Source organism: Amycolatopsis sp. NPDC058278, from assembly GCF_042881395.1.
In the GTDB taxonomy this organism is placed as follows: Bacteria; Actinomycetota; Actinomycetes; order Mycobacteriales; family Pseudonocardiaceae; genus Amycolatopsis.
This window is the reverse complement of the sequence record NZ_JBHVXZ010000077.1, coordinates 19037-39659: the sequence shown is the minus strand read 5'-3', so window position 1 is coordinate 39659 and position 20623 is coordinate 19037. Positions and strand designations below refer to the sequence as shown.

At 72.1% G+C, this 20623-nt stretch carries 17 protein-coding genes; 9 read left to right on the top strand and 8 right to left on the bottom strand.

Annotation, left to right across the window (positions count from 1 at the left end):
• The 6 genes from ACFVYA_RS32445 to ACFVYA_RS32420 all read left to right on the top strand — a co-directional run bounded on the left by ACFVYA_RS32445 (position 1) and on the right by ACFVYA_RS32420 (position 6922).
• Complete coding sequence (locus ACFVYA_RS32445; protein ID WP_387050440.1) at positions 1 to 483, top strand: nucleoside deaminase; 483 nt, start codon at positions 1 to 3, stop codon at positions 481 to 483.
• A gap of 124 nt (positions 484 to 607) precedes the next feature.
• Positions 608 to 2059: an NCS2 family permease gene (locus ACFVYA_RS32440; RefSeq protein WP_387050438.1), complete on the top strand. Its 1452-nt coding sequence runs from the start codon at positions 608 to 610 to the stop codon at positions 2057 to 2059.
• Positions 2060 to 2069: 10 nt separating this feature from the next.
• Entirely contained in the window at positions 2070 to 2447 is a 378-nt protein-coding gene (locus ACFVYA_RS32435; RefSeq protein ID WP_285991655.1) for a gamma-glutamylcyclotransferase, read from the top strand.
• Positions 2444 to 3544, top strand: a complete 1101-nt coding sequence (locus ACFVYA_RS32430; protein WP_387050437.1) for a glycerate kinase — start codon at positions 2444 to 2446, stop codon at positions 3542 to 3544. Before ACFVYA_RS32435 ends, ACFVYA_RS32430 begins: the two co-directional genes overlap by 4 nt.
• Before the next feature lie 52 nt (positions 3545 to 3596).
• Entirely contained in the window at positions 3597 to 4292 is a 696-nt protein-coding gene (locus tag ACFVYA_RS32425; RefSeq protein ID WP_387050435.1) for a TetR/AcrR family transcriptional regulator, read from the top strand.
• 407 nt (positions 4293 to 4699) lie between these two features.
• Positions 4700 to 6922, top strand: coding sequence for a glycoside hydrolase family 15 protein (locus ACFVYA_RS32420; protein WP_387050433.1), 2223 nt, complete (start codon positions 4700 to 4702; stop codon positions 6920 to 6922).
• Between the two features lie 62 nt (positions 6923 to 6984).
• Here ACFVYA_RS32420 and ACFVYA_RS32415 read toward each other — a convergent pair whose 3' ends face one another.
• Positions 6985 to 7854: a hypothetical protein gene (locus ACFVYA_RS32415; protein ID WP_387050431.1), complete on the bottom strand. Its 870-nt coding sequence runs from the start codon at positions 7852 to 7854 to the stop codon at positions 6985 to 6987.
• Positions 7851 to 8852: an SPFH domain-containing protein gene (locus ACFVYA_RS32410; RefSeq protein WP_387050430.1), complete on the bottom strand. Its 1002-nt coding sequence runs from the start codon at positions 8850 to 8852 to the stop codon at positions 7851 to 7853. The genes ACFVYA_RS32415 and ACFVYA_RS32410 overlap by 4 nt, the downstream gene beginning before the upstream one ends.
• A gap of 77 nt (positions 8853 to 8929) precedes the next feature.
• Between ACFVYA_RS32410 and ACFVYA_RS32405 the strand changes: the two genes are divergently transcribed.
• Positions 8930 to 9607 (top strand): NUDIX domain-containing protein, encoded by a 678-nt coding sequence (locus ACFVYA_RS32405; RefSeq protein WP_387050428.1) that lies wholly within the window; start codon positions 8930 to 8932, stop codon positions 9605 to 9607.
• Positions 9608 to 9634: 27 nt separating this feature from the next.
• On the opposite strand, the gene ACFVYA_RS32400 is transcribed toward ACFVYA_RS32405, so the two are convergent.
• A complete protein-coding gene (locus tag ACFVYA_RS32400) occupies positions 9635 to 10780 on the bottom strand; it encodes an FAD-dependent monooxygenase (protein WP_387050427.1) in 1146 nt (381 codons plus the stop codon).
• 87 nt (positions 10781 to 10867) lie between these two features.
• Here ACFVYA_RS32400 and ACFVYA_RS32395 point away from each other — a divergent pair, with 87 nt between their 5' ends.
• Positions 10868 to 11938 carry a TetR family transcriptional regulator gene (locus ACFVYA_RS32395; protein WP_387050426.1) on the top strand — a complete coding sequence of 357 codons (1071 nt, stop codon included), beginning with the start codon at positions 10868 to 10870 and terminating at the stop codon, positions 11936 to 11938.
• Positions 11939 to 11969: 31 nt separating this feature from the next.
• Here the strand turns inward: ACFVYA_RS32395 and ACFVYA_RS32390 are convergent, their stop codons facing one another.
• The 3 genes from ACFVYA_RS32390 to ACFVYA_RS32380 all read right to left on the bottom strand — a co-directional run bounded on the left by ACFVYA_RS32390 (position 11970) and on the right by ACFVYA_RS32380 (position 17319).
• Positions 11970 to 14798, bottom strand: a complete 2829-nt coding sequence (locus ACFVYA_RS32390; protein ID WP_387050424.1) for a glycoside hydrolase family 2 TIM barrel-domain containing protein — start codon at positions 14796 to 14798, stop codon at positions 11970 to 11972.
• Between the two features lie 99 nt (positions 14799 to 14897).
• Entirely contained in the window at positions 14898 to 15899 is a 1002-nt protein-coding gene (locus tag ACFVYA_RS32385) for a LacI family DNA-binding transcriptional regulator (protein ID WP_387050422.1), read from the bottom strand.
• Between the two features lie 31 nt (positions 15900 to 15930).
• Positions 15931 to 17319 (bottom strand): amino acid permease, encoded by a 1389-nt coding sequence (locus ACFVYA_RS32380; protein ID WP_387050420.1) that lies wholly within the window; start codon positions 17317 to 17319, stop codon positions 15931 to 15933.
• A gap of 161 nt (positions 17320 to 17480) precedes the next feature.
• Between ACFVYA_RS32380 and ACFVYA_RS32375 the strand changes: the two genes are divergently transcribed.
• On the top strand, positions 17481 to 18386 hold the full coding sequence (locus ACFVYA_RS32375) for a glutaminase (RefSeq protein WP_387050418.1): 906 nt from the start codon (positions 17481 to 17483) through the stop codon (positions 18384 to 18386).
• Between the two features lies 1 nt (position 18387).
• Here ACFVYA_RS32375 and ACFVYA_RS32370 read toward each other — a convergent pair whose 3' ends face one another.
• The gene (locus ACFVYA_RS32370; RefSeq protein WP_387050416.1) at positions 18388 to 19005 is read right to left on the bottom strand and encodes a transcriptional regulator; all 618 of its coding nucleotides are present in this window, start codon (positions 19003 to 19005) and stop codon (positions 18388 to 18390) included.
• Positions 19002 to 20111 carry a pyridoxal-phosphate dependent enzyme gene (locus ACFVYA_RS32365; RefSeq protein ID WP_387050415.1) on the bottom strand — a complete coding sequence of 370 codons (1110 nt, stop codon included), beginning with the start codon at positions 20109 to 20111 and terminating at the stop codon, positions 19002 to 19004. The genes ACFVYA_RS32370 and ACFVYA_RS32365 overlap by 4 nt, the downstream gene beginning before the upstream one ends.
• Positions 20112 to 20623 lie beyond the last annotated feature (512 nt).

The following is a 20623-nucleotide window of genomic DNA, read 5'->3' as shown; positions in this document are numbered from 1 at the left end:
ATGACCACGTCCGTTTCCGTCGAGCAGGACTGGCTCGGCGAAGCCGTCCGGATCGCCACGCACAACGTCGAAAACGGCGGGGGCCCGTTCGGCGCGCTGATCGTCAAGGACGGCGAGGTCGTCTCGACCGGCGTCAACCGCGTCACGGCGAACCTCGACCCGACCGCGCACGCCGAGGTGGTCGCCATCCGCGCGGCCTGCCAGGCGCTCGGCACGTTCAAGCTCGATGGCTGCGTGCTCGTGTCCAGCTGCGAGCCGTGCCCGATGTGCCTGTCCTCGGCGCTGTGGGCGCGGGTGGACAAGGTCCTCTTCGCCGCCGACCGCGACGACGCGGCCAAGGCCGGCTTCGACGACCGCGCCTTCTACGAGCTCTTCGACCGTCCCCGCGACACCTGGACGGTCCCCGTCACGCGACTGTCCGCAAAGGACGGTTTCGCCCCCTTCGCGGCCTGGCTCGACAAGAGCGACCGCACCGACTACTGACCCGCCGACTCCTGACCCACAAGGCCAGCTGACCGGAGCACAACCGAATCGAACGTCCCGCTCGCCCAGGCACGGCGCTGTGCCTCGGCCTGGCCGAGCACACCCACCGGCAAGGGCAGGACGCATGACCCAGGTAGAGATCCAGGAACCCGAACTCGGCGAAGTACCCGAACCACCCCAGCGCCGTTCGCTGTTCGACAAGCTCTTCGAGCTGCGGGCCCGGCAGAGCACGGTCGGCCGCGAAGTCCGCGGCGGCGTCACGACGTTCGTCGCGATGGCTTACATCGTGCTGCTCAACCCGCTAATCCTCGGTGCCTCCGCCGACATCACCGGCGCCCGGCTCTCCGCCGCACAGGTGACCACGGCGACCGCGCTCGCCGCCGCCGTGATGACCGTCCTCATGGGACTCGTCGGCAACGCGCCCCTCGCGCTGGCCGCCGGGCTCGGCATCAACGGCATCGTCGCCTTCCAGATGGCGCCGTCGATGACCTGGGCGCAGGCGTTCGGCCTGGTCGTGCTCGAAGGCGTGTGCATCGTGCTGATGGCCGTCAGCGGCGTCCGCGAGCGGATCATGAACGCCATCCCCAGGCCGCTCAAGATGGCGATCACCGTCGGGATCGGGCTCTACATCGCCCTCGTGGGCCTGGTCAGCGCCGGGTTCGTGACCCGGGTGCCGGACGCGGCGCAGACCACGGTCCCGGTGCGCCTCGGGGCGAGCGGGCACCTGCACGGCTGGCCGATCGTCGTGTTCTGCTCCGGTCTGCTGCTGATGATCGTGCTGATGGCCCGCAAGGTCCCGGGCGCGGTGCTGATCAGCATCGGGGTGTCCACCGTGCTCGCCGTCGTGCTGCACGAGGGGTTCGGCGTCGGCGGCTGGGGTCTCACCACCCCGGCGTTGCCCGAGCACGTCGTCGCGGCACCCGACTTCGGGCTGTTCGGCCACATCGACCTGTTCGGCGGCTTCGCCTCCGCGGGCGCGCTGGCGGCCACGGTGTTCCTGTTCACGCTGGTGCTCTCCGGCTTCTTCGATGCCATGGGCACGATCACCAGCGTTTCCGACGAGGCCGGGCTGTCGAAGAACGGCAAGGTCCCGCGGATGGGCCGGATCCTGCTGGTCGACGGCGCGGGCGCGATCGCGGGCGGCGTCACCGGCTCGTCGCCGAACACGGTGTTCCTCGAATCCGCGGCCGGCGTCGGCGAAGGGGCTCGGACCGGGCTCGCGAGCGTCGTCACCGGCCTGCTGTTCGCCGGGACGCTGCTGTTCACGCCGCTGGCCGGGGTCGTCCCGGCGCAGGCCGCGGCGCCCGCGCTGGTCGTCATCGGCGGCATGATGGTTGCGCAGTGCCGGACCATCCCGTGGCACGACCCGGACTACACGATCCCGGTGTTCCTGACCGCCGCGCTGATCCCGTTCACCTACTCGATCACCAACGGCGTCGGCGCCGGCCTGATCGCGTTCGTGCTGATCAAGATCGGCCGCGGCAAGTGGCGCGAGGCCGGCTGGCTGCTGTCCCTGCTGGCGCTGGTCTTCGCGGTGTACTTCGCCATCGACGGTGTCGAAGCCCTCTTCCGGTAAGGAGTTCTCCGTGGCCCTGATGTTCTTCAACGGCGGCGCCATGCGCGGCGAGCCGCTGCACCACCTCCTCGACGGATCGCCGTTCGTGGCGGTGGCGGACACCGCGCCGAAGTACCGGTTCTACGCCGTCGGCGACCAGTGCCCGGCGCTGTACCCGGTGTCGCACGGCGGTGCGGCGGTCACCGGCGAGGTCTACGACGTCTCCCTGGACGCCCTGCGGGACAAGGTGCTGCCGGCCGAGCCGCACGAGCTGGAGCTGGGGGTGGTGGAGCTGGCCGACGGCAGTTCGGCGTTCGCGATGCTGCTGCGGCGGCCGTACACCTCGCACGTGGCCCTGCGGGACATCACCGAGCTCGGCGACTGGCGGGCCTTCAAGGCGAGCGCGTGAAGGTTCTGGTGGCCCCGGACAAGTTCAAGGGATCGCTGACCGCGGCGGAGGTGGCGTCGGCGGTGGCTGCCGGCCTCGCCGACGTCCACCCGGCGGCGGTGGTGCGCACCCTCCCGGTGGCCGACGGCGGCGAGGGCACGGTCGACGCCGCCGTCGCCGCCGGGTACGAGCGGGTGCGGGTCCCGGCGCGCGGGCCGACCGGGATGCCGGTGACGGCGTCCTACGCGGTGCGCGGGGACACCGCGGTGGTCGAGCTGGCGGAGGCGTCCGGGCTGCACCTGCTGCCCGGGCCGCCGGAGCCGCTCACCGCGACCAGCGCCGGGACCGGGGACGTCATCGCCGCGGCCGTCCGGGCCGGGTGCCGCCGGATCGTGCTCGGCGTCGGCGGCAGCGCCTGCACCGACGGCGGCGCGGGGATGCTGACCGCGCTGGGCGCCCGCCTCCTCGACGCCGCCGGGCGCGAGCTCCCGCCGGGTGGCGCGGCCCTGTCCCGGCTCGCGTCGCTGGAGGTGCCGCGCCTGTCCGACGTGGACATCGAGCTGGCGAGCGATGTGGACAATCCGCTGCACGGGCCGCGCGGGGCCCCCGCGGTCTACGGCCCGCAGAAGGGCGCGTCCCCCGGCGACGTCGCGACCTTGGACGCGGCGCTGCGGCACTGGGCGTCGATCGCCGGGCCGGAGTTCGCTTCCCGGCCGGGCGCCGGAGCGGCCGGGGGAGTGGGCTTCGCGGCGATGGCGCTGCTGGGCGCCCGGATGCGGTCCGGCATCGAGCTGCTGCTCGACCTGCTCGGATTCGACGCGGCCCTGGCCGGCGCCACCCTGGTGGTCACCGGCGAGGGATCGCTGGACGAGCAGACGTTGTCGGGCAAGGCCCCGGCCGGGGTGGCCCGGGCCGCGGCGGCCCAGGGCATCCCGTGCGTGGCGGTGTCCGGGCGCTGCCGGCTGTCCGCGGCGGAGCTGGCGAACGCGGGCATCTCGGCCGCGTACGCGCTGACCGACCTGGAACCGGACCCGGCGCGCTGCATGGCGGAGGCGGCACCGCTGCTGCGCCGCCTCACCCACCGACTGGCGATCGACAACCTCGCGCCGCGCAGGTGAGTGCCCCGACGGAGCGAACAACCGCTACCGAGGATTTGTTATCATCGTAACCATGGCAACGAAGACGGCGGTGGACACCCGCATCCGCATCCTCGAAGCGGCGGCGGCGCTCCTGGCAGCAGAGGGCCGCGACGGTCTGTCGACCCGCGCGGTCAGCGCGGCGGCGGGTGTCCAGCCGCCGGCGCTGTACCGGTTGTTCGGTGACAAGGAGGGCCTGCTCGACGCGGTAGCGGCGTACGGCTTCGACGAGTACCTGAAGAGCAAGCGCGCAATGGGATCGACGGGCAACCCGGTCGAGGACCTCCGACGCGGCTGGGACTTGCACATCGAATTCGGCTTGTCCCGCCCGGAGTTCTACGTATTGATGTACGGCGACGCCCGCCCGGGCCACAAGTCGCCCGCAGCCCGCGAAGCCGAGGCAATGTTGCGGGCAATAGTCGAGCGCGTCGCGGCGGCGGGCCGCCTCCGCGTGAGCGTGGAGCGAGCGGCAAGGCTGACGCACGCGGCCGGAATGGGCGTAGTGCTGACACAGATAGCAACACCGGAGGACCAACGCGACCCGGAGTTGTCGGCAACGGCCCGCGAGACGGTGCTGGCCCGCATCTTGACGGGCACCCCAGAGCCGGCGGGATCAGACTTGCCGGAGCGAGCAATAGCACTACGCGCAGGCCTCGAGGGAGCAACAACCCTGACCGACGCCGAGCGCATCCTGATGGCCGAGTGGCTGGACCGCATCGCGGACGCGTAGGCGAACCCATAGGCCGGAACCAGCCCTCGGACCAGCCCCCGGACCCGGGCCTGACCTCGGAGCCCAGCCCCCGGGACCCCGGAACGCAACTCCCCCGCGAAACCGGCCCATCTCGGAACCCAGGGCCCCCCGCAACCCCGATCCGAAGCCCGAACACGGACGGCGGCGCCGGGTCAAGGCACGCTTTCCCGCCTTGACCCGGTGCTGCCGTCCGTAGTCACAATCCGGCTTCGGGGTTGCGGAGAGCAGCAATCGCAGGCTTGCGAAGAGCGCCAAGGCCCGGGAGACCACCAGCCGAGACCCCCAGAATCGATCCAGTCCCATCAGACATTGCTTGCAACCCCCAAAGAGCCCAATATGTTGCGGCCCACAACATATCAAGCGACAAAGCCGTCGGAGGGGTCCCGATGATCAGCTGGAAAGCGCTCCTGACCTGCACCGGAACAGCAATCCTCCTAGCCGCGTCCCTCCCCGGCACGGCCCTCGCCACCGGCACCGCAACCGACTGCTGCGGCAGCGCAGCCTCATGGGCCACGGGCAACAAATCCGCCCTCGGCACATCGACCACGAACAGCCCGGTCTGGTTCACCGTCGCCGACGGCGTCACGTCCGAGGTCTTCTACCCGAGAGCCGACGTCCCCAACACCCAGGACCGCCAATTCGTCGTGACCGACGGCTCGACCTTCGTCGACCTGGAGCGCGACGCCACCGACCACGTCGTGAGCATGCCCGACGAGAAGGCGCTGCAGTACACGATCACGAACACGGCCAAGAGCGGGAAGTACCGCATCACGACGGACTACGTCACCGACCCGGCCCGGGCGACGCTGGTCACGAACACCCGGTTCCAGTCGCTCGACGGCGGCAGCTACCGGCTCTACCTGCTGGCCAACCCGTCGATGACGGGCGGCGGGGCGAACGACAACGCCTGGTGGGATTCCACGGGCGCCCTGATGGCCGGCGGGACCGAGACGCTGTTCGGCGGCACGGCCACGACGGTCGTCTCCGCGCTGCGCGTCTCGACCGGCTTCACCGCGCACGACAACGGCTACAGCGGCGCGGCCAGCGACTGCCTGGTCGACCTGCGTGCCGACAAAATCTTGAACAACCAGTTCGACGCCGTCTCCGGCACCGGCAACGTCGTGCAATGTGGACAGATCCCGGTCGGTACGGACACGACGTTCACCGTCGCGCAAGGCTACGGCGACACGGCGGCGGCGGCGACGTCCAACGCGAGCGCCTCGCTGAGCAGCGGGTTCACGGCCGTGTCGAATTCCTACCGCAGCGGCTGGAACTCCTACCTGGCCAGCCTCAAACCCGCTCCGGCGAGCGTTTCCGGGGACACGCAACGACGTCGCGCCTACTACGTCGCGGCCATGGCGCTGAGGACCGCCGAAGACAAGCAGCACCCGGGTGCGAGCGTCGCGGGGCTGGCCACGCCCTGGGGCAACTTCACGAACGGCGACCACCTGAACGACGGTTACCACCGCGTCTGGGGCCGTGACCTCTACCAGCAGGCGACCGGGCTGCTGGCCGCGGGCGACAGCGCGCAGGCCAAGCGGATGGGCCGGTTCCTCTGGAACGCGCAGTGGATCGGCAGCCCCACGGCCGGCGACGGCACGACCTACCCGGCGGGGTCCTTCCCGCGCTACAGCCCGGTGTCCGGCGTCGCGGGGGCGAGCGCCCAGCAGCTCGGCTGCTGCGAACAGCTGGACCAGGACGCCGACGCGATCCTGCTGGCCTGGCTGACCGGCCTCACCGACGCCCCGACCTACGCCAAGGTCAAGACGACCGCGAACCACATCGTCGCCACCGGCCCGGACACCACCGAACGGTGGGAAGAGCAGTACGGCAAGTCGCCGTCCTCGGTGGCCGCGGAGATCGCCGGGCTGGTCGCGGCCGGGGCCATCGCGCGGGCGAACGGCGACACGGCGAGCGCGTCGTCGTGGGAGTCCACGGCGGACTCGTGGCGCAACTCCCTGGCCGGCTGGACCGTCACGACGTCCGGCTACTGGGGCGGCCACACCTACTACGAGCGCCTCGACCGCGCCGGCAACCCGAACGACACCGCGACCATCTGCTTCGACGAAGGCTGCTTCTACGAACACGACGTCACCGACTTCGGCTTCCTCGATCTGGTGCGGCTCGGCATCCGCCCGGCCGGGGACGCCACGATCGCGAACTCGGTCGCGCCGACGGCCGCCGCGTCGGACGGCAACTCGGCGATGCAGATGACGCTGCCGAACGGCGACGTCTACTTCCACCGCTACCCGCACGACAACTACGGCGAGAGCACGGCGGACTGCAGTGGCTGGCCGGCCGGTGGCAACCAGCGGTTCGGGCGGCTGTGGCCGGTGCTGTCGGGGGAGCGCGGGCAGTACGAGCTCGCCAACGGCCGCTCGACGTCGGTGTACCTGAAGTCGATGGCGGACTCGGCCAACAGCGGGTACTTCGTGCCCGAGCAGGTCTGGGACCGCGCGGACGCCGGCTGCTTCGGCCTCGGCCGCCCGACCGGCAGCGCGGGCCCCCTGATGTGGGCCGAGGGCCAGTACCTGCGGCTGGCGCAGAGCATGGACGCGGGCCACAACCTCGACACGCCCTCGATCGTCAAGGCCCGCTACGGCACCTGAGCGCCGTGTCGTCCCTCCAGACACGCGTGTCGGCCCTCCGATCACGCGTGTCGGCTCTTCCGTCACCGCACCAGGCGGACGGTCTTCCCCGCCGGGGTGAAGGTCGCCGTCTGGCCGCGGGTGAGGGCGACCGCGTCGGTTTCGAGGCCGTCGCCGAACGCGACCAGGCGGTCGGATTCGACCTCGACCGTCAGCGGTGCCCGGGCCAGTTCCCCTTCGGTGCACGTGGTTCCGGTCGTCGGCGACGGCCAAGCCTCGCGCACGAACCAGACGAGGCGGGCCTCGCCGGGCGCGGGCAGGCGCAGCGCGCTGCCGCGTTCGCGCCACACCGAGCCGCACCAGCCGGTCGCCCCGGTGCCCGTCCCGACCAGGATTCCCGACGACGCCTGGCGTTCCGCCCGCCCGCCGCCGACCCCCAGCCGGTAGCGGGCCGTCTGGTGCCCGGCGTGCCCGAGGTAGATCTCGTTGAGCGCGAGCAGCCGCTGCCCGTCGTCCGCGGTGAGCTCGGCCATCGTCCGGTGTTCGACATCGTTCGTGGACCGCACCAGGTCCGCGACCGCCTCGACCGGGTGCTTGACCAGGACGCCGGGCTCGCCGGGCGCGACGCCGATCACCGGCTGGCCGTCGAGGTACTTGGCGACGTTGGCGATCAGGCCGTCCTGCCCGACCACGACGACGACGTCCTCCGGAGTGAACAGGAACCGGTCGAGGTCCGCCCGTTCGACCTCACCGCGGCGCCAGTCCAGCGGGATCGCCGCCGACGCCGCGGCGAGCGCCGCGCGCACGGCGGCGTCGGCCTCGGTCACCTCGGCCAGGTCCCGCCCGCGCGTGCGCAGGAAGAACTCGGCCTGGCCGCGGGTGCCGTGGCGGGCGACGAGCTCGGCCAGCTCGGTGCGGCGGTGGACGAGCACGACCCGCGGGGCGAGGCTCACGAGCGGACGCCCAGCTTCGTCAGCAGCGGCGTGAGCAGGTCCGGGGTGAGCACCAGGCTCCCGATCTGCGGCAGGTTGCCGGCCAGTTCCTTCAGCGCCAGCCCGGTCAGCACGCCCTCGGGCAGGTCGCGGTACGCCGCCAGCCGGGCGGCCTCGCCCGCTGCTTCGGCTTCACCCAGCGCTCGCTTCCCGTCCGCCTGCACCTGCGTCAGCCGCTGTTCGCGCGAAGCCTGCGCCTCCGTCTCGATCCGGTTCGCCGCCGCGGCTTCTTCGGCCTGGCGCCGGGCGTTCGTGCCCCGCTGGGCGAGCAGCTGCTCCTCCCGGCGGGCCAGCTCGATCTGGCTCTGCAGCTCGTTTTCGCTGATCGCGCGTTCGCGCTCGACGGCGAGCGCGCGCCGCTCGAAGGTCGCGCGGTCGGCCTCCTGCTGCACCTTCTCCCGCGCGGTCGTCTGGAGCGCCTTCTCGACCTCCGGTTCGGCCCGGATCGCGACGACGCGGACGTCGAGCACGGCCGAACCGGTCTGCGCGAGCCGCGTGTCCTCTTCGGCCAGGCCGGCGCGGATCCGGTCGCGGACCGCGCGGACGCCGTCGACGAGCGCGGTGGCCAGGGGCGTGCGGGTCAGCACCTCGACCGCGTACTGCTGGACGTTCTCGGTGAGCAGCCCGCTGATCTGCGCCAGGGGATCGCTGCGCCAGCGGCCGGTGTCCGGGTCGATGGAGAAGTCGATGCGCCGCGCGGCGAGCGCCGGGTCCTCGATCCGGAAGGTGAGGGCGAGCTGGACGGTGACGTCCTGGAAGTCGGCCGTGCGGGCGTGGAACAGCAGCGGCAGTTCGCGGTCGTCGAGCGGGACTTCCGAGACCACCGCCGTCAGCGGCCGGTACCAGAACGACAGCCCGACGCCGTCGTGCGCGAGCTTGCCGCGGCGGTAGTGCCGGATGTGCACGGTGGGGGCACCGCGCAGGTGCCGGAACCCGAACCGGCGGTCGATGTCGGCCATGGAGCCCTCCTCTTATCGTCGTGCTGACGATATGGGGTGGACTCGATAATCGTCAAGATGACGATTAGGGTGGTGGCATGGATCACCCGCCGTTCGCCGTCACCGTGGACCTCGTCGTGCTCACCCTGACCGGAGACGAGCTGTGCGCGCTGCTGGTGCGCCGGGGGGTGCCGCCGTACGAGGGGGAGTGGGCACTGCCGGGCGGGTTCGTCCGGGTCGACGAGGACCTGGCGGACGCGGCGCGGCGCGAGCTGGCGGAGGAGACGGGACTGGCGCCGGGAACTGTCCACATCGAACAGCTGGCGGGTTACGGCGCACCGGACCGCGACCCGCGGATGCGGGTGGTGACGGTGGCGTACCTGGCACTGGCGCCGGACCTGCCGGTCCCGCACGCGGGCACGGACGCGGCGGAGGCCCGCTGGGCGCCGGTGCGTGGGCTGCGGACCGAGCGCCTGGCGTTCGACCACGATCGCATCCTCGCCGACGGCGTCGAGCGGGCCCGCGCGAAATTGGAGTACTCCCCGCTGGCGACGGCGTTCTGCGCGCCGGAGTTCACGGTCGCGGAGCTGCGCCGGGTGTACGAACTGGTGTGGGACACCCGGCTCGACCCCCGCAACTTCCACCGCAAGGTGACCGGAGCGGAGGGCCTGCTGGAGCCGACGGGCCGGACGACCACCCGCGACGGTGGCCGCCCGGCCCGGCTTTACCGGCGGGGTGCGGCGGAAGTGCTGTACCCGCCGATGTTGCGGGGCTGACGTCGGCGGGTTTCGTGGACCCGCCGCTCAAGCCGCCCGGGCGGGAACCAGGCGGCGGGCCGCCGAGACGATCGGCAGCAGGCGGGTGCCGAAGTTGCGGGCCGCCAAGCCGCCGCGGGTCGCCGGGATCAGCAACGCGGCCGCCGTCGACACCGCTCGCTGCTTCGGCTCCACCAGCTTCCGGTGCGCCGTCTCGTACCGCCGGAACGCCGCCGCCGGGTCTTCCGGGGTCCGGCCGAGTTCTTCCGCCAGCGTGTGCGCGCCCGCCATGGCCAGCGTCGAGCCGTCGCCGAAGAGGGACACGCACGATGCCGCGTCACCCGCCAGCACGATGCGGCCCTTGCTCCAGTGGTCCATCCGGACGCGGCTCACCGAGTCGAGGTACAGGTCGTCCGCCGTGCGCACCTGCTCCAGCAATTCCGGGACCCGCCAGCCCGCACCTTCATAAGCCTCTTCGAGCATGCGCCGGTGCAGTTCCGTGTCCCGGTGGTCGAACCCCGGCACCGCGTCGCCGCGGAACATGAACGCCGCGATGCCGTGGCCGCGGGACGGGTGGACCGCCACCGCCCGGCCGGGCGAGTTGTACATCTCGATCGCGGTCGCGCCGGACGGTGGCCCGGCCAGCGGCAGCGTCGCGATGTAGACGCCCACGTGCTCCACGAACGCCTGTTCCGGGCCGAAGGCCAGCCGCCGGACCGCCGAGTGCAGCCCGTCCGCGCCGATCACCAGGTCGAACCGCCGCGGGGCGCCGCGTTCGAACGTGACGTCGACGCCGCCGGCGTCTTCGTGGAGTTCGGTGATCGAATCGTGGAAGACGAACTCGGCGTGCTCGCGCGCCGCGTCGTGGAGGATCGCGGCGAGGTCGGTGCGGGGGAGTTCGATGTCGCCGTCCGCGCCGAGCAGCCGCATCGGGATCCGGCCGGTCCGCCGTCCCGCGTCGTCGACGAAGTTCAGCGCCGTCGCGCTCGTGCTCGCTTCGCGCAGCTTCGCGGTGATGCCCATCCGGTCCGCGACGCGCGACGCCGGCCCGCGGACGTCCACCGGGCTCCCGCTCGAGCGCAGGCCGGCGGCGCGTTCCACCACCGTGGGCCGGTAGCCGGCGCGGGCCAGCCAGTACGCCAGGGTCGGCCCGGCGACGCCGGCGCCGGAAATCAGCACGGTCTGTTCGGTCATGGTGTGCCCCCATCTCGGTCCTGACCATCGGTCAGTCGTGACCGTACTCTCCTGTCCATCGGTCAGGCAAGGGGCTAGGCTGGGCCGATGACGGACGACACCCGGGCGAAGATCCTGCGCGCGGCGCTGGAGGAGTTTTCGGCGCGCGGCTTCCACGAGACGTCGGTGCGGGAGCTGGCCGAGCGGGTCGGCGTGACGAAGACCGCGGTGCTCTACCACTTCCCCGGCAAGGCGGACATCGTCACGGCGCTGGCCGAGCCGATGCTGGCGGACTTCGAAGCCGCGCTGGCGCAGGCGGCGCAGGCGCCCGACACCCGCCGGGCGGCCGTCGAGGGGCTGCTGGAGGTGTGGCTGACCCACCGGTACCTGCTGCGGATGAACCTGCGCGACCTCGGCCTGACCGCCTCGGAGGTGGTGTTCGAGCGCTTCCGCGACGGCATGCTCCGGGCGAACGGCCTGGTCGCGGGGCCGGAAGCGAACTTCGCGGACCGGGTCCGCGCGGCCCAGGCGATCGCGATGCTGAGCGACCCGGTGGTCCTTTTCGCGGAGGCCCCGCAGGCCGAGCTGCGCGCGGCGATCCTGGACGGAGTGGACCGCCTGTTCACGGCCTCGGGTGGGGAGAGAAGTGGCGGCGGCGGGCTGGGGCCGGACCCGGTCCAGGCTGCGGCAGCGGGCGAAGGTGTGCACGGCGGTCCGGGGGCGGACGCGACCGGGACCGCTGCTGCAGCGGGCGAAGGTGTGTACGGCGGGCCGAGGCTGGACGCGACCGGGACCGCTGCTGCAGCAAGCCAAGGTATGCACGGCGAACCGGAGCCGGACGCGATCCAGACCGCTGCGGCAGCAAGCCAAGGCGCCCACGCCGAGCCGAGGCCGGACGCGCCCCGGACTGCCGCGGCAGCAGGCAACGGCGAGCCACCGGAGGGCAACGCTGCCGCTGCGGCTGGAGACAAAAACCCGCACCTCCGGCCGCCCGTCGCCGGCCGGACCGGCGCCGCCGGGCGCAAAGGCCGCCGCAGGGGGCGGCCGTCCGCCATGAGTCCTGAAACCGTCGAGGCCGCGCGGCGCCTCTACGACGCCGGGCGCGCTCCCGCCGACATCGCGGCCGCGCTCGGTGTCTCGCGGGCGACGATCTACCGCCACCTACCAGACCCCAATTAATGAGACACCTTATGAGACTTTTTGAGACAACTCAGGCCGGGCGGAACCACAGCGTGAGCTCCGTCTTCTGCGGCACCAGCCGGTACCGCGGCAGCACCCCCGGCCCGCACGACGCCGTCCCGAGGCCGTGCTGCGCCACGTCCAGCGTCAGGTGCACCAGCTCGCCCGGCACCAGCTCGTCGGTGTGCCGGGCCTCCTCCAGCGCCGCCGCCGTCCAGCGGCGGGCCGTGAAGTCGAAGACCGGTTCGCCGTCGATGCGGATGCCCGCGCCGTCCGGGGTCGTCAGGCGGGCCCAGCGGACCGCCGTCCGGTTGCCGTTCTCCTGCGGGAACACGTACGGCGTCTGCAGACCGTCGACGCTGCTGGAAAACCGGCCGATCCGCGCCGCCTGGCGGCTGTCCGGGTAGGCCTCGCCCGGGCCGCCGCCGAACCACTCCGCCGAGCCGAGCGCGCCCGGGACCGCCATCGCCAGCCCGAGCCGGGGGAGCGTACCGGGGAACTCGCCGTCCGGGGTCACCTCGACGCGCAGCCGCAGGCGGTCGTCGAACGCCGTCCACGTGTAGTCGGCGAACAACCCGAACGGCTGGGCCGGCGGCGCGACCCGGGTGCGCACCACCAGTTCCTCGCCGTCGGCGTCGACCGTGATCACCCGGTGCTGCAGCCGGTGCAGCCCGGCCTCGCGCCACTGGTCGGCGACCGGCCGCCCGGCGAACGTGCCGCGGTCGTTGTCGGTCGTCGCGCGCCACACGTCGAGCCGCGGCCCGGCCACGACGTGTCCGCCGAGGGTCGTCAAGGCGCCCGTCACCGGGTCGAACTCGCCGGCGCCCAGCACCAGCCGTCCGCCGGTGCGGAACACCGGCCCGCGCGAGGGCAGCGGCGCCGCGGCCGGAGCCGCCGACACCGCCAGCTGTCCCCAGCCGACGACGTGCCCGGCCGGCGCCCACGCCGTCGCCGAGGTCAGTGACGCCGACACGGTCAACCACGACTCGCCGCTCGTCGCGGGCAGCCCGGGGAGCGGGACCGAAGTGCTCTGTCCGGAATGGACGGCAGGCACCTCGAGGACGCCTTGGGCGACAGCGGTTCCTTCGTCCTCCAGCACCCAGGTGAAGGTGAGGTGCCCGGTGCCGACGAAGTCGTAGTGGTTGCTCACCCGGATCCCGGCCGCGTCCGCCTCGATCCGGACCGGCTCGACGACCTTCGCGAACTCGGCCAGCCCCGGTGACGGCGTCCGGTCGGGGAAGACCAGGCCGTCGATGACGAAGTTGCCGTCGTGGATGGGCTCGCCGAAGTCCCCGCCGTAGGCGAAGTGCCCGTCGGCGGCGAGGCCGTGGTCGATCCACTCCCAGAGGAAGCCGCCCTGGCAGTTCGGGTACCGCTCGAACAGCTCGCGGTACTCCAGCAGGCCGCCCGGGCCGTTGCCCATCGCGTGCCCGTATTCGCACTGCAGGAACGGCAGGTCCCGCCGGCGCGCGTTGGCGTCTTCCCGGCGGCCGATCCGCTCGACGTCCTCGTGCGTGGCGTACATCCGGCTGTGCACGTCGACGTAGGCGCAGTCGTGGTCGCCTTCGTAGTGCACCGGCCGCGTCGGGTCGCGGTGGCGCACCCACTCGGCCATCCGCGCGAGGTTCTCGCCGGTGTGGCTTTCGTTCCCCAGCGACCAGAGGATCACGCTGGGCCGGTTCTTGTCCCGCTCCACCGTGCGCCGCATCCGGTCGAGGTACGCCTCGGCCCAGATCGGGTCGCCGCTGGGGTTGCCGGCCCAGCCCAGCGGCTCGAAGCCGTGGGTCTCCAGGTCGCACTCGTCGATCACCCACAGGCCGTACGTGTCGCACAGCTCGAGGAACGCCGGGTCGGGCGGGTAGTGGCTGGTCCGCACCGCGTTGACGTTGTGCCGCTTCATCAGCAGCACGTCGGCCAGGGCCGTCTCCGGCGACACGACGCGCCCCGTGCGCGGGTCGTGCTCGTGGCGGTTCACCCCGCGCAGCATCAGCGGGCGGCCGTTGACCTTGAGCTGTCCGTCCTCGATGGCGACGGTCCGGAACCCGATCCGCACCGGCACCCGCTCGGCCGCGGTGGCCAGCGTGCCCTCGTACAGCCGCGGGGTCTCGGCGCTCCACGGCTCGACCGGCAGCTCCAGGGCTTCCCCCGCCGGGTGCCCGGAGACGCCCAGCTCGGGGATGTCCAGCAGGACGTCCGGGCCGGTTTCGACCCGGACCGTGCCCAGGCCGGTGGTGTGGTCGTAATCGGCGCGCACCCAGTAGTCGCCGATGCCGCCGGCCGGCCGGGCGAGCAGGGTGACGGCGCGGAAGATGCCCGACAGCCACCACATGTCCTGGTCTTCGAGGTAGCTGCCCGCCGACCACTGGTGCACGCGCACCACGAGGACGTTCCCGGCCGGTCGCAGCAGCGGCCCGACCTCGAACTCCGAGGGCAGCCTGCTGCCCTGCGTGACGCCGAGTTCGGTGCCGTTGAGCCAGATCCGGCCGCAGGAGTCGATGCCGTCGAAGCGCAGCACCGCGGCCCCGGCGGGCCAGCCCGCGGGCAGGTCGAACCGCAGCCGGTGGTCGCCGGTCGGGTTGTCCGACGGGACGTGCGGCGGGTCGACCGGGAACGGGTAAGGCACGTTCGTGTAGGCCGGACGCCCGTGGCCGTGCAGCTGCCACAGCGACGGCACCGGCAGCTCGTCCCACGCCGAGTCGTCGAACTCCCCGGCTTCGATCCCCGCCGGCGCGGCCGCGAGGCTCGGCGACAGCCGGAACCGCCACGTGCCGTTCAGCGACAGCGTGGGCGCGTCGGAGGTGAAGGCCGCGCGCGGCGGAAGCGAACCCCGGCCCGGGCCGGGGTCTTCGAGGTACGACATGAGGTCCTTTCCGCGTTCGGCAGGCGCCCGAGAACGTTCCCGTGAACGTTCACGGACCGCTTCAAAGTGTGCTTCGCGGCGGGAGCGGGTGTCAAGGGATCAGGTGGATTCGCGCAGGTGGAGCCGGGCGCGGACGATCAGTTCGGCGGGTTCGAGGGGGGCCGCGCCGGTGACCAGGCGAGCCGCCTGCTCGACGGCCAGCGCGCCGACCGCGCGCGTGTCGATGGCGACGCTCGAGAGCTCCGGCTCGACCAGGGTGCCGAGGGCGAGCCCGTCGAACCCGATCACGGCGAGGTCGGCGGGCACCCGCAGGCCGAACCGGCGCGCCTCCCGCAAGGCACCGATGGCCATCACGTCGTTGAAGGCGAACAGCGCGGTGACGTCAGGATGGGCGGCGAGCAGGGCGGCGAGCGCCGCGCCACCGCCGTCGACGCTCTGGGCGCCGGCGGCGATCCAGCCGGGGTGCACCGGGACCCCGCACTCCGCGGCGACCCGCAGGAACCACCGGCGGCGCACGCTCGGGGCGGGGTTCCCGTCGAGCATGCCGATCCGCCGGTGCCCGCGCGAGACGAGGTGGGCGACGGCCTCGCGGACGCCGTCCTCCCCGTCGATCCCCACGCCGCTGAACCGCGGGGAGTGCGGCTCGCGGCCGATCAGGACGACCGGGATCCCGGCGGTGAGGCGGTCGAGGTCCTCGTCGGACCGGCCGAAGTAGCCGGTGACCGCGTCGACCTGGGTGCCGATCACCCGGAGCGTGGCCAGTTCCTGCTCGGGGTCGTCGGCGGTGTCGTGGACGACGACGTGCCAGCCACGGGCCCGGGCCGCCTCCAGCGCGCCGGAGGCGACCTCGGTGAAGAAGGGGTTGAGCAGGTCGGGCACGACGAGGCCGATCGTGGTGGTGTCCGGCCGGACCAGGCCGCGGGCGAAGCGGCTGGGCCGGTACCCGAGCTCGCGGACGGCGTCGAGGACGCGCTGCTTGGTCGAGCCGTCGATCTCGCCCTTGTCGTTCAGCGCCCGCGACACGGTCTGCCGGGAGACCCCGGCCGAGCGGGCGACGTCGTGGATCGTCACCCGCCGGGGTTCCGTGCTGCTCGAAGACACCCGTCGAGTATGCCCACCCGCGGCCCGGCCGCTACCCCAGCGGGGCGCGTTCGCGGCGCTTCACGAAGCGCCAGCCCACCGCCAGGACCACGGCGAGCACCGGGATCGAGGAGAACGCGATCTTCTCGGCGCCGTCCGAGAAGCCCATCAGCACCACCACCAGGGCCAGGAACCCGAGGGTCGCCCAGCCGCTGTAGGGCGCCCACGGCATCCGGTACGACGGGCGCTCCAGCTCGCCGCGCAGGGCGGCCTGGCGCAGCCGCAGCTGGCAGAAGATCAGCGTCGCCCAGGTGCTGATCACGCCGAGGGACGCGATCGCGATGGCGATGTCGAACGCCTCCTTCGGCACCAGGTAGTTCAGCACCACGCCCAGGACGTACGCGACCGACGTGAACAAGATCCCGCCGTAGGGCACCTGACGGCGGCTCATCCGGCTGACGAACGACGGCGCTTCGCCCTTTTCGGCCAGCGACCGCAGGATGCGCCCGGTGGAGTAGAGGCCGGAGTTGACGCTGGACAGCGCCGCGGTCAGCACCACCGCGTTCATCACGTCACCGATGCCCGGGATGCCGAGCCGGCTGAACACGGTGACGAACGGGCTCTCGTCGCCGCTGTAGAACGGCCACGGCAGCAGCATCGCCAGCAGCAGCACCGAGCCGACGTAGAACACGCCGATCCGCCAGACCACGCCGTTGATCGCCTTCGGCAGCACCTTGCGCGCGTCCTTGGTCTCCCCGGCCGCGATGCCGACGACTTCGATCGCCGAGTAGGCGAAGATGACCGCCTGCAGCGTCATCAGCGCGACGCCGACGCCCGCCGGGAAAAGTCCACTGTGGCCGGTCAGGTTGTGCGCGCCGGCGGGTGTGCCGCCGATGTCCGCGCTCGTCAGCACCAGGCCCACGCCGACGACCAGGAAGACGACGATGGCCAGCACCTTGACCACCGAGAACCAGAACTCCAGCTCGCCGAACACCTTCACCGACAGCAGGTTCACCATCAGCAGGACGCCCAGGGCGATCAGCGCGGTGATCCACTGCGGCACGTCCGGCAGCCACTTGTGGACGTAGATGGCGACCGCGGTGATCTCGGCGATCCCGGTCATCGCCCAGTTCACCCAGTACATCCAGCCGGAGGCGAAGCCGGCCCACGGGCCGATGAACTTCCGCGCGTAGGTGACGAAGCTGCCGGAGCTGGGCTCGTGCAGGACGAGTTCGCCGAGCGCGCGCATCACGAAGTAGGCGGCCACCCCGCAGATCGCGTAGGAGAAGATCAGCGACGGGCCGACCTGGTGGAGCTTGCCGCCGGCGCCGAGGAAGAGCCCGACGCCGATCGCGCCGCCGATGGCGATCATCTGCACTTGGCGGTTGCCCAGCGCTTTCGAGTAGCTTTCACCGTTTTCGGTGAGCAGCGAGGAATCCATGGTTACCGGACGCTAGAGCCGTGTGCCGCGGGTCACCAAGCAGGCTAAGGAAGACTTAAGGTGTGCCGGACATCACGGCGGGGATTGGTCGGCGAACCGGCGGTTTCGATTTGACACGGGGTGCCCGCGGCCCCCGCCGGCGCGCCTTCTACGCTCGGCCGGTGGATCTCGCGGCGCTGCTGGACCGGATAGCCGATGACGTCGCGTCCGAGGTCGGCCGCGGCGCCGTCGCGGACTACATTCCCGCGCTGGCCAGGGTGGAGCCGGGGCGGTTCGGCATGGCGGTGGCCGAAGTGGACGGTGCGGTGCACGGCGTCGGCGATTGGGAGCGCCCGTTCTCCGTGCAGAGCATGTCCAAAGTGTTCACCCTCGCGCTGACCCTTTCGCGCGGCGACGGTGTTTGGGCGCGTGTCGGCCGCGAACCGTCGGGTGATCCGTTCAATTCGCTGGTGCAGCTGGAACACGAGGACGGTATTCCGCGCAACCCGTTCATCAACGCGGGTGCGCTGGTGGTGACCGACGAACTCGCCCGCCACGGCGACGCGGTGGACGCGCTGCTCGGCTTCCTCCGGCAGGAGAGCGGCCGTGCGGAGATCGCGGTGGACCCCGAGGTCGCCGCGTCGGAGGCGGGGCACGCCGACCGCAACCGCGCCCTCGCGTACTTCATGGCGTCCTACGGCAACATGCGCCACCCGGTGCCGTCGGTGCTGGACCAGTACGTCCGCCAGTGTTCGATCGCGATGAGCTGCGCCGACGTCGCCCGGTCGGCGTTGTTCCTGGCCCGCCACGGCGTCCGCAACGACGGCTCGCGGTTGCTCGGGCTGAGCGCGGCGAAGCGGATCAACGCGGTGATGCTGACGTGCGGCACGTACGACGCGGCCGGCGAGTTCGCCTACCGCGTCGGCCTGCCGGGCAAGAGCGGCGTGGGCGGCGGCATCGTGGCGATCGTCCCGGGCCGGTGCGCGGTGTGCGTGTGGAGCCCGGGGCTGGACGCGCGCGGCAACTCCGTCGCCGGCGTTGCCGCCCTGGACCGGTTCACGACGCTGACCGGCTGGTCGATCTTCTGAGTCAGCGCAGGTAGTTGTAGACGCTGGCCCGCGAGATCCCGAGCAGGTCGGTCAGCGCCGGCACCGCGTTCTTCAGCTCCAGGAACCCCCGCTCCTTCAGCGACCGCACCAGGTCCTTCTTCGCGGCCGCCGGAAGGCTGCGCGGGGTGTGGCCGCGCTCGGTGGCGTAGTCCTCGACCAGGACACGCAGCTCGCCGGCCGTCCGGGCGCGGAGGGATTCGGTGAGCGGGGCCGGCTCGGCGGTCGCGGCCAACCGGGTCAGGGCGTGGGCCGCCGAGCCGAGAAGGGAGACGTCGAGGTTGAGGCACAGGGCCACGACGTACTCGCCCTCGGAGTTGCGGAGGCCGATCGACGTGCTCTTCGCGGGCCTGCCGTCCGGGAACCGGTTCGGGTAGTTCTGCAGCACGTCCGGGAACTCCGGGTCGGCGATGCGGGCCAGGCCCAGTTCGGTCGCCGGGTCGCCGACCGCACGGCCGGACAGGCCGCCTTCGATCGCGCGCACCGCGTGGGCCGGGTCACGCAGGTCGTGCAGCACGACCTCGCACAGGCCGGGGAACATCCGGCCGACGGCGTGGGCGATCTTCTCCGCTTCGCGCAGCAGCAGCTCGTCCTCGGTCATCCGATCAGCTCCCGCAGTTTGTCCGCCGCCTTCAGGCCGGAGCCGGTGAGCACGACCACCGTGGTCTCGCCGGGCCGGATGGCACCCCGCGCGCGGAAGACGTCGATCGCCGCCGCGGCCGTCGCGCTGGTCGGCTCCGCGTAGAGGCCGAGGGAAGCCAGGCGGCGGGCCGCCGCGGCGATGGCGTCTTCGGTGATCGCCGCGGTGTCGCCGCCCGAGCGCCGAATCGCCGCGACGACTTCGGGCAGCCGGACCGGACGGCGGATCGCCGTCCCCTCGGCGACGGTCGGGGCGAATTCCGGCGGCTCCCGGTCGTGGAAGGCCGCATCGACGGGGGAGCAGTTCCGCGGCTGCGCGACGAGCAGGCGCGGGCGCCGCGCAATGGACCCCGCGGCCAGCAGCTCCCCGAACCCGAGATCGCAGCCCAGCACGATGCTGCCCGCGCCGGCCACCGTGACGACGGCGTCCGGCGCCCGGAAGCCGAGGTCCTCCCACAGCTCATAGGCGAGGGCCTTGGTGCCCTGCAGGAAGAACGGGTGCCAGTTGTGGCTGGCGTAGGTGGTGTGGTCCGAGCGGCGGACGGCTTCGGCGGCCGTGTCGTCGCGGGTGCCCGGCACCAGCTCGACGGCCGCGCCGTACGCGCGGGTCTGCAGCACCTTCGCCGGCGACGTCCCCTCGGGAGCCAGGACGGTCGCCGCGATCCCGGCCGCGGCGCTGTAGGCCGCCACCGACGAGCCGCCGTTGCCGGAACTGTCCTCCAGCAGCTCGCGCACCCCGGCACCGGCCAGCGCGGAGACCATGACGCTGGTGCCGCGGTCCTTGAAGCTGCCGGTCGGGCTGAACCACTCGAGCTTGAACCGGACCTCGGCGCCGTCCCACACCTGCGGAATGAGCGGGGTGCAGCCTTCCCCGAGCGAGACCGGGCGGAGGTCGCCGGGCAGTGCGGCCCGGTAGCGCCAGAGCGAGCGGACGCCGGTGTCGACGTCCTCCGGGCGCAGGCCGGGCAGGGCGGTGACCGTGAGCGGTGCGCCGTCGTCGCCACGCCAGCGCAGCGGGTCGCCGGGGTACCGCACCCCCGACCGCTCGTCGGTGTACCAGTAAGCCACCGCCACCTCCTCCTCTGGACGAACAGTACAAGTCTAGACGTACTGTCTAGTACTACTCTCGAGTACGCGAAATGTCTTCAGCTTCTTCTCAGGAAAAGCCTGTGACGCGGTGGTGGAAAATTTCGATCACGCGTGCTCGGCGGCGCTACTGCTGGTGGTCGCCCGAATGCTGCCGCCCGTGCCCGGCGGCGGGTGACTGGCCACCGGTGCCCCGTTCGTGGTCTTGTGAGCACCGAGAATCCCGCCGCGTGCGGAATCCACAATGGACTGCAGGGCGGGTGACCAGCCCGGGTCGGCCATTCTTCGGCGGATTCTTTCGTTTCCCTGGAAAGGTGCCGGAAATCGCCAATCGTCATCGACGAAGTGTGATCTGTTCGGATCGGTGAAGCGAACGTCTCCGTACGTCAGCTTTACCGACGGGATAAGCGTGAGGGACGGCGGGGAAACTTCGCACCCTACGGTCGACGTGGTCCGGATCGGGCAACGAGACCGCCTCCGCCGGGCGGGATGGC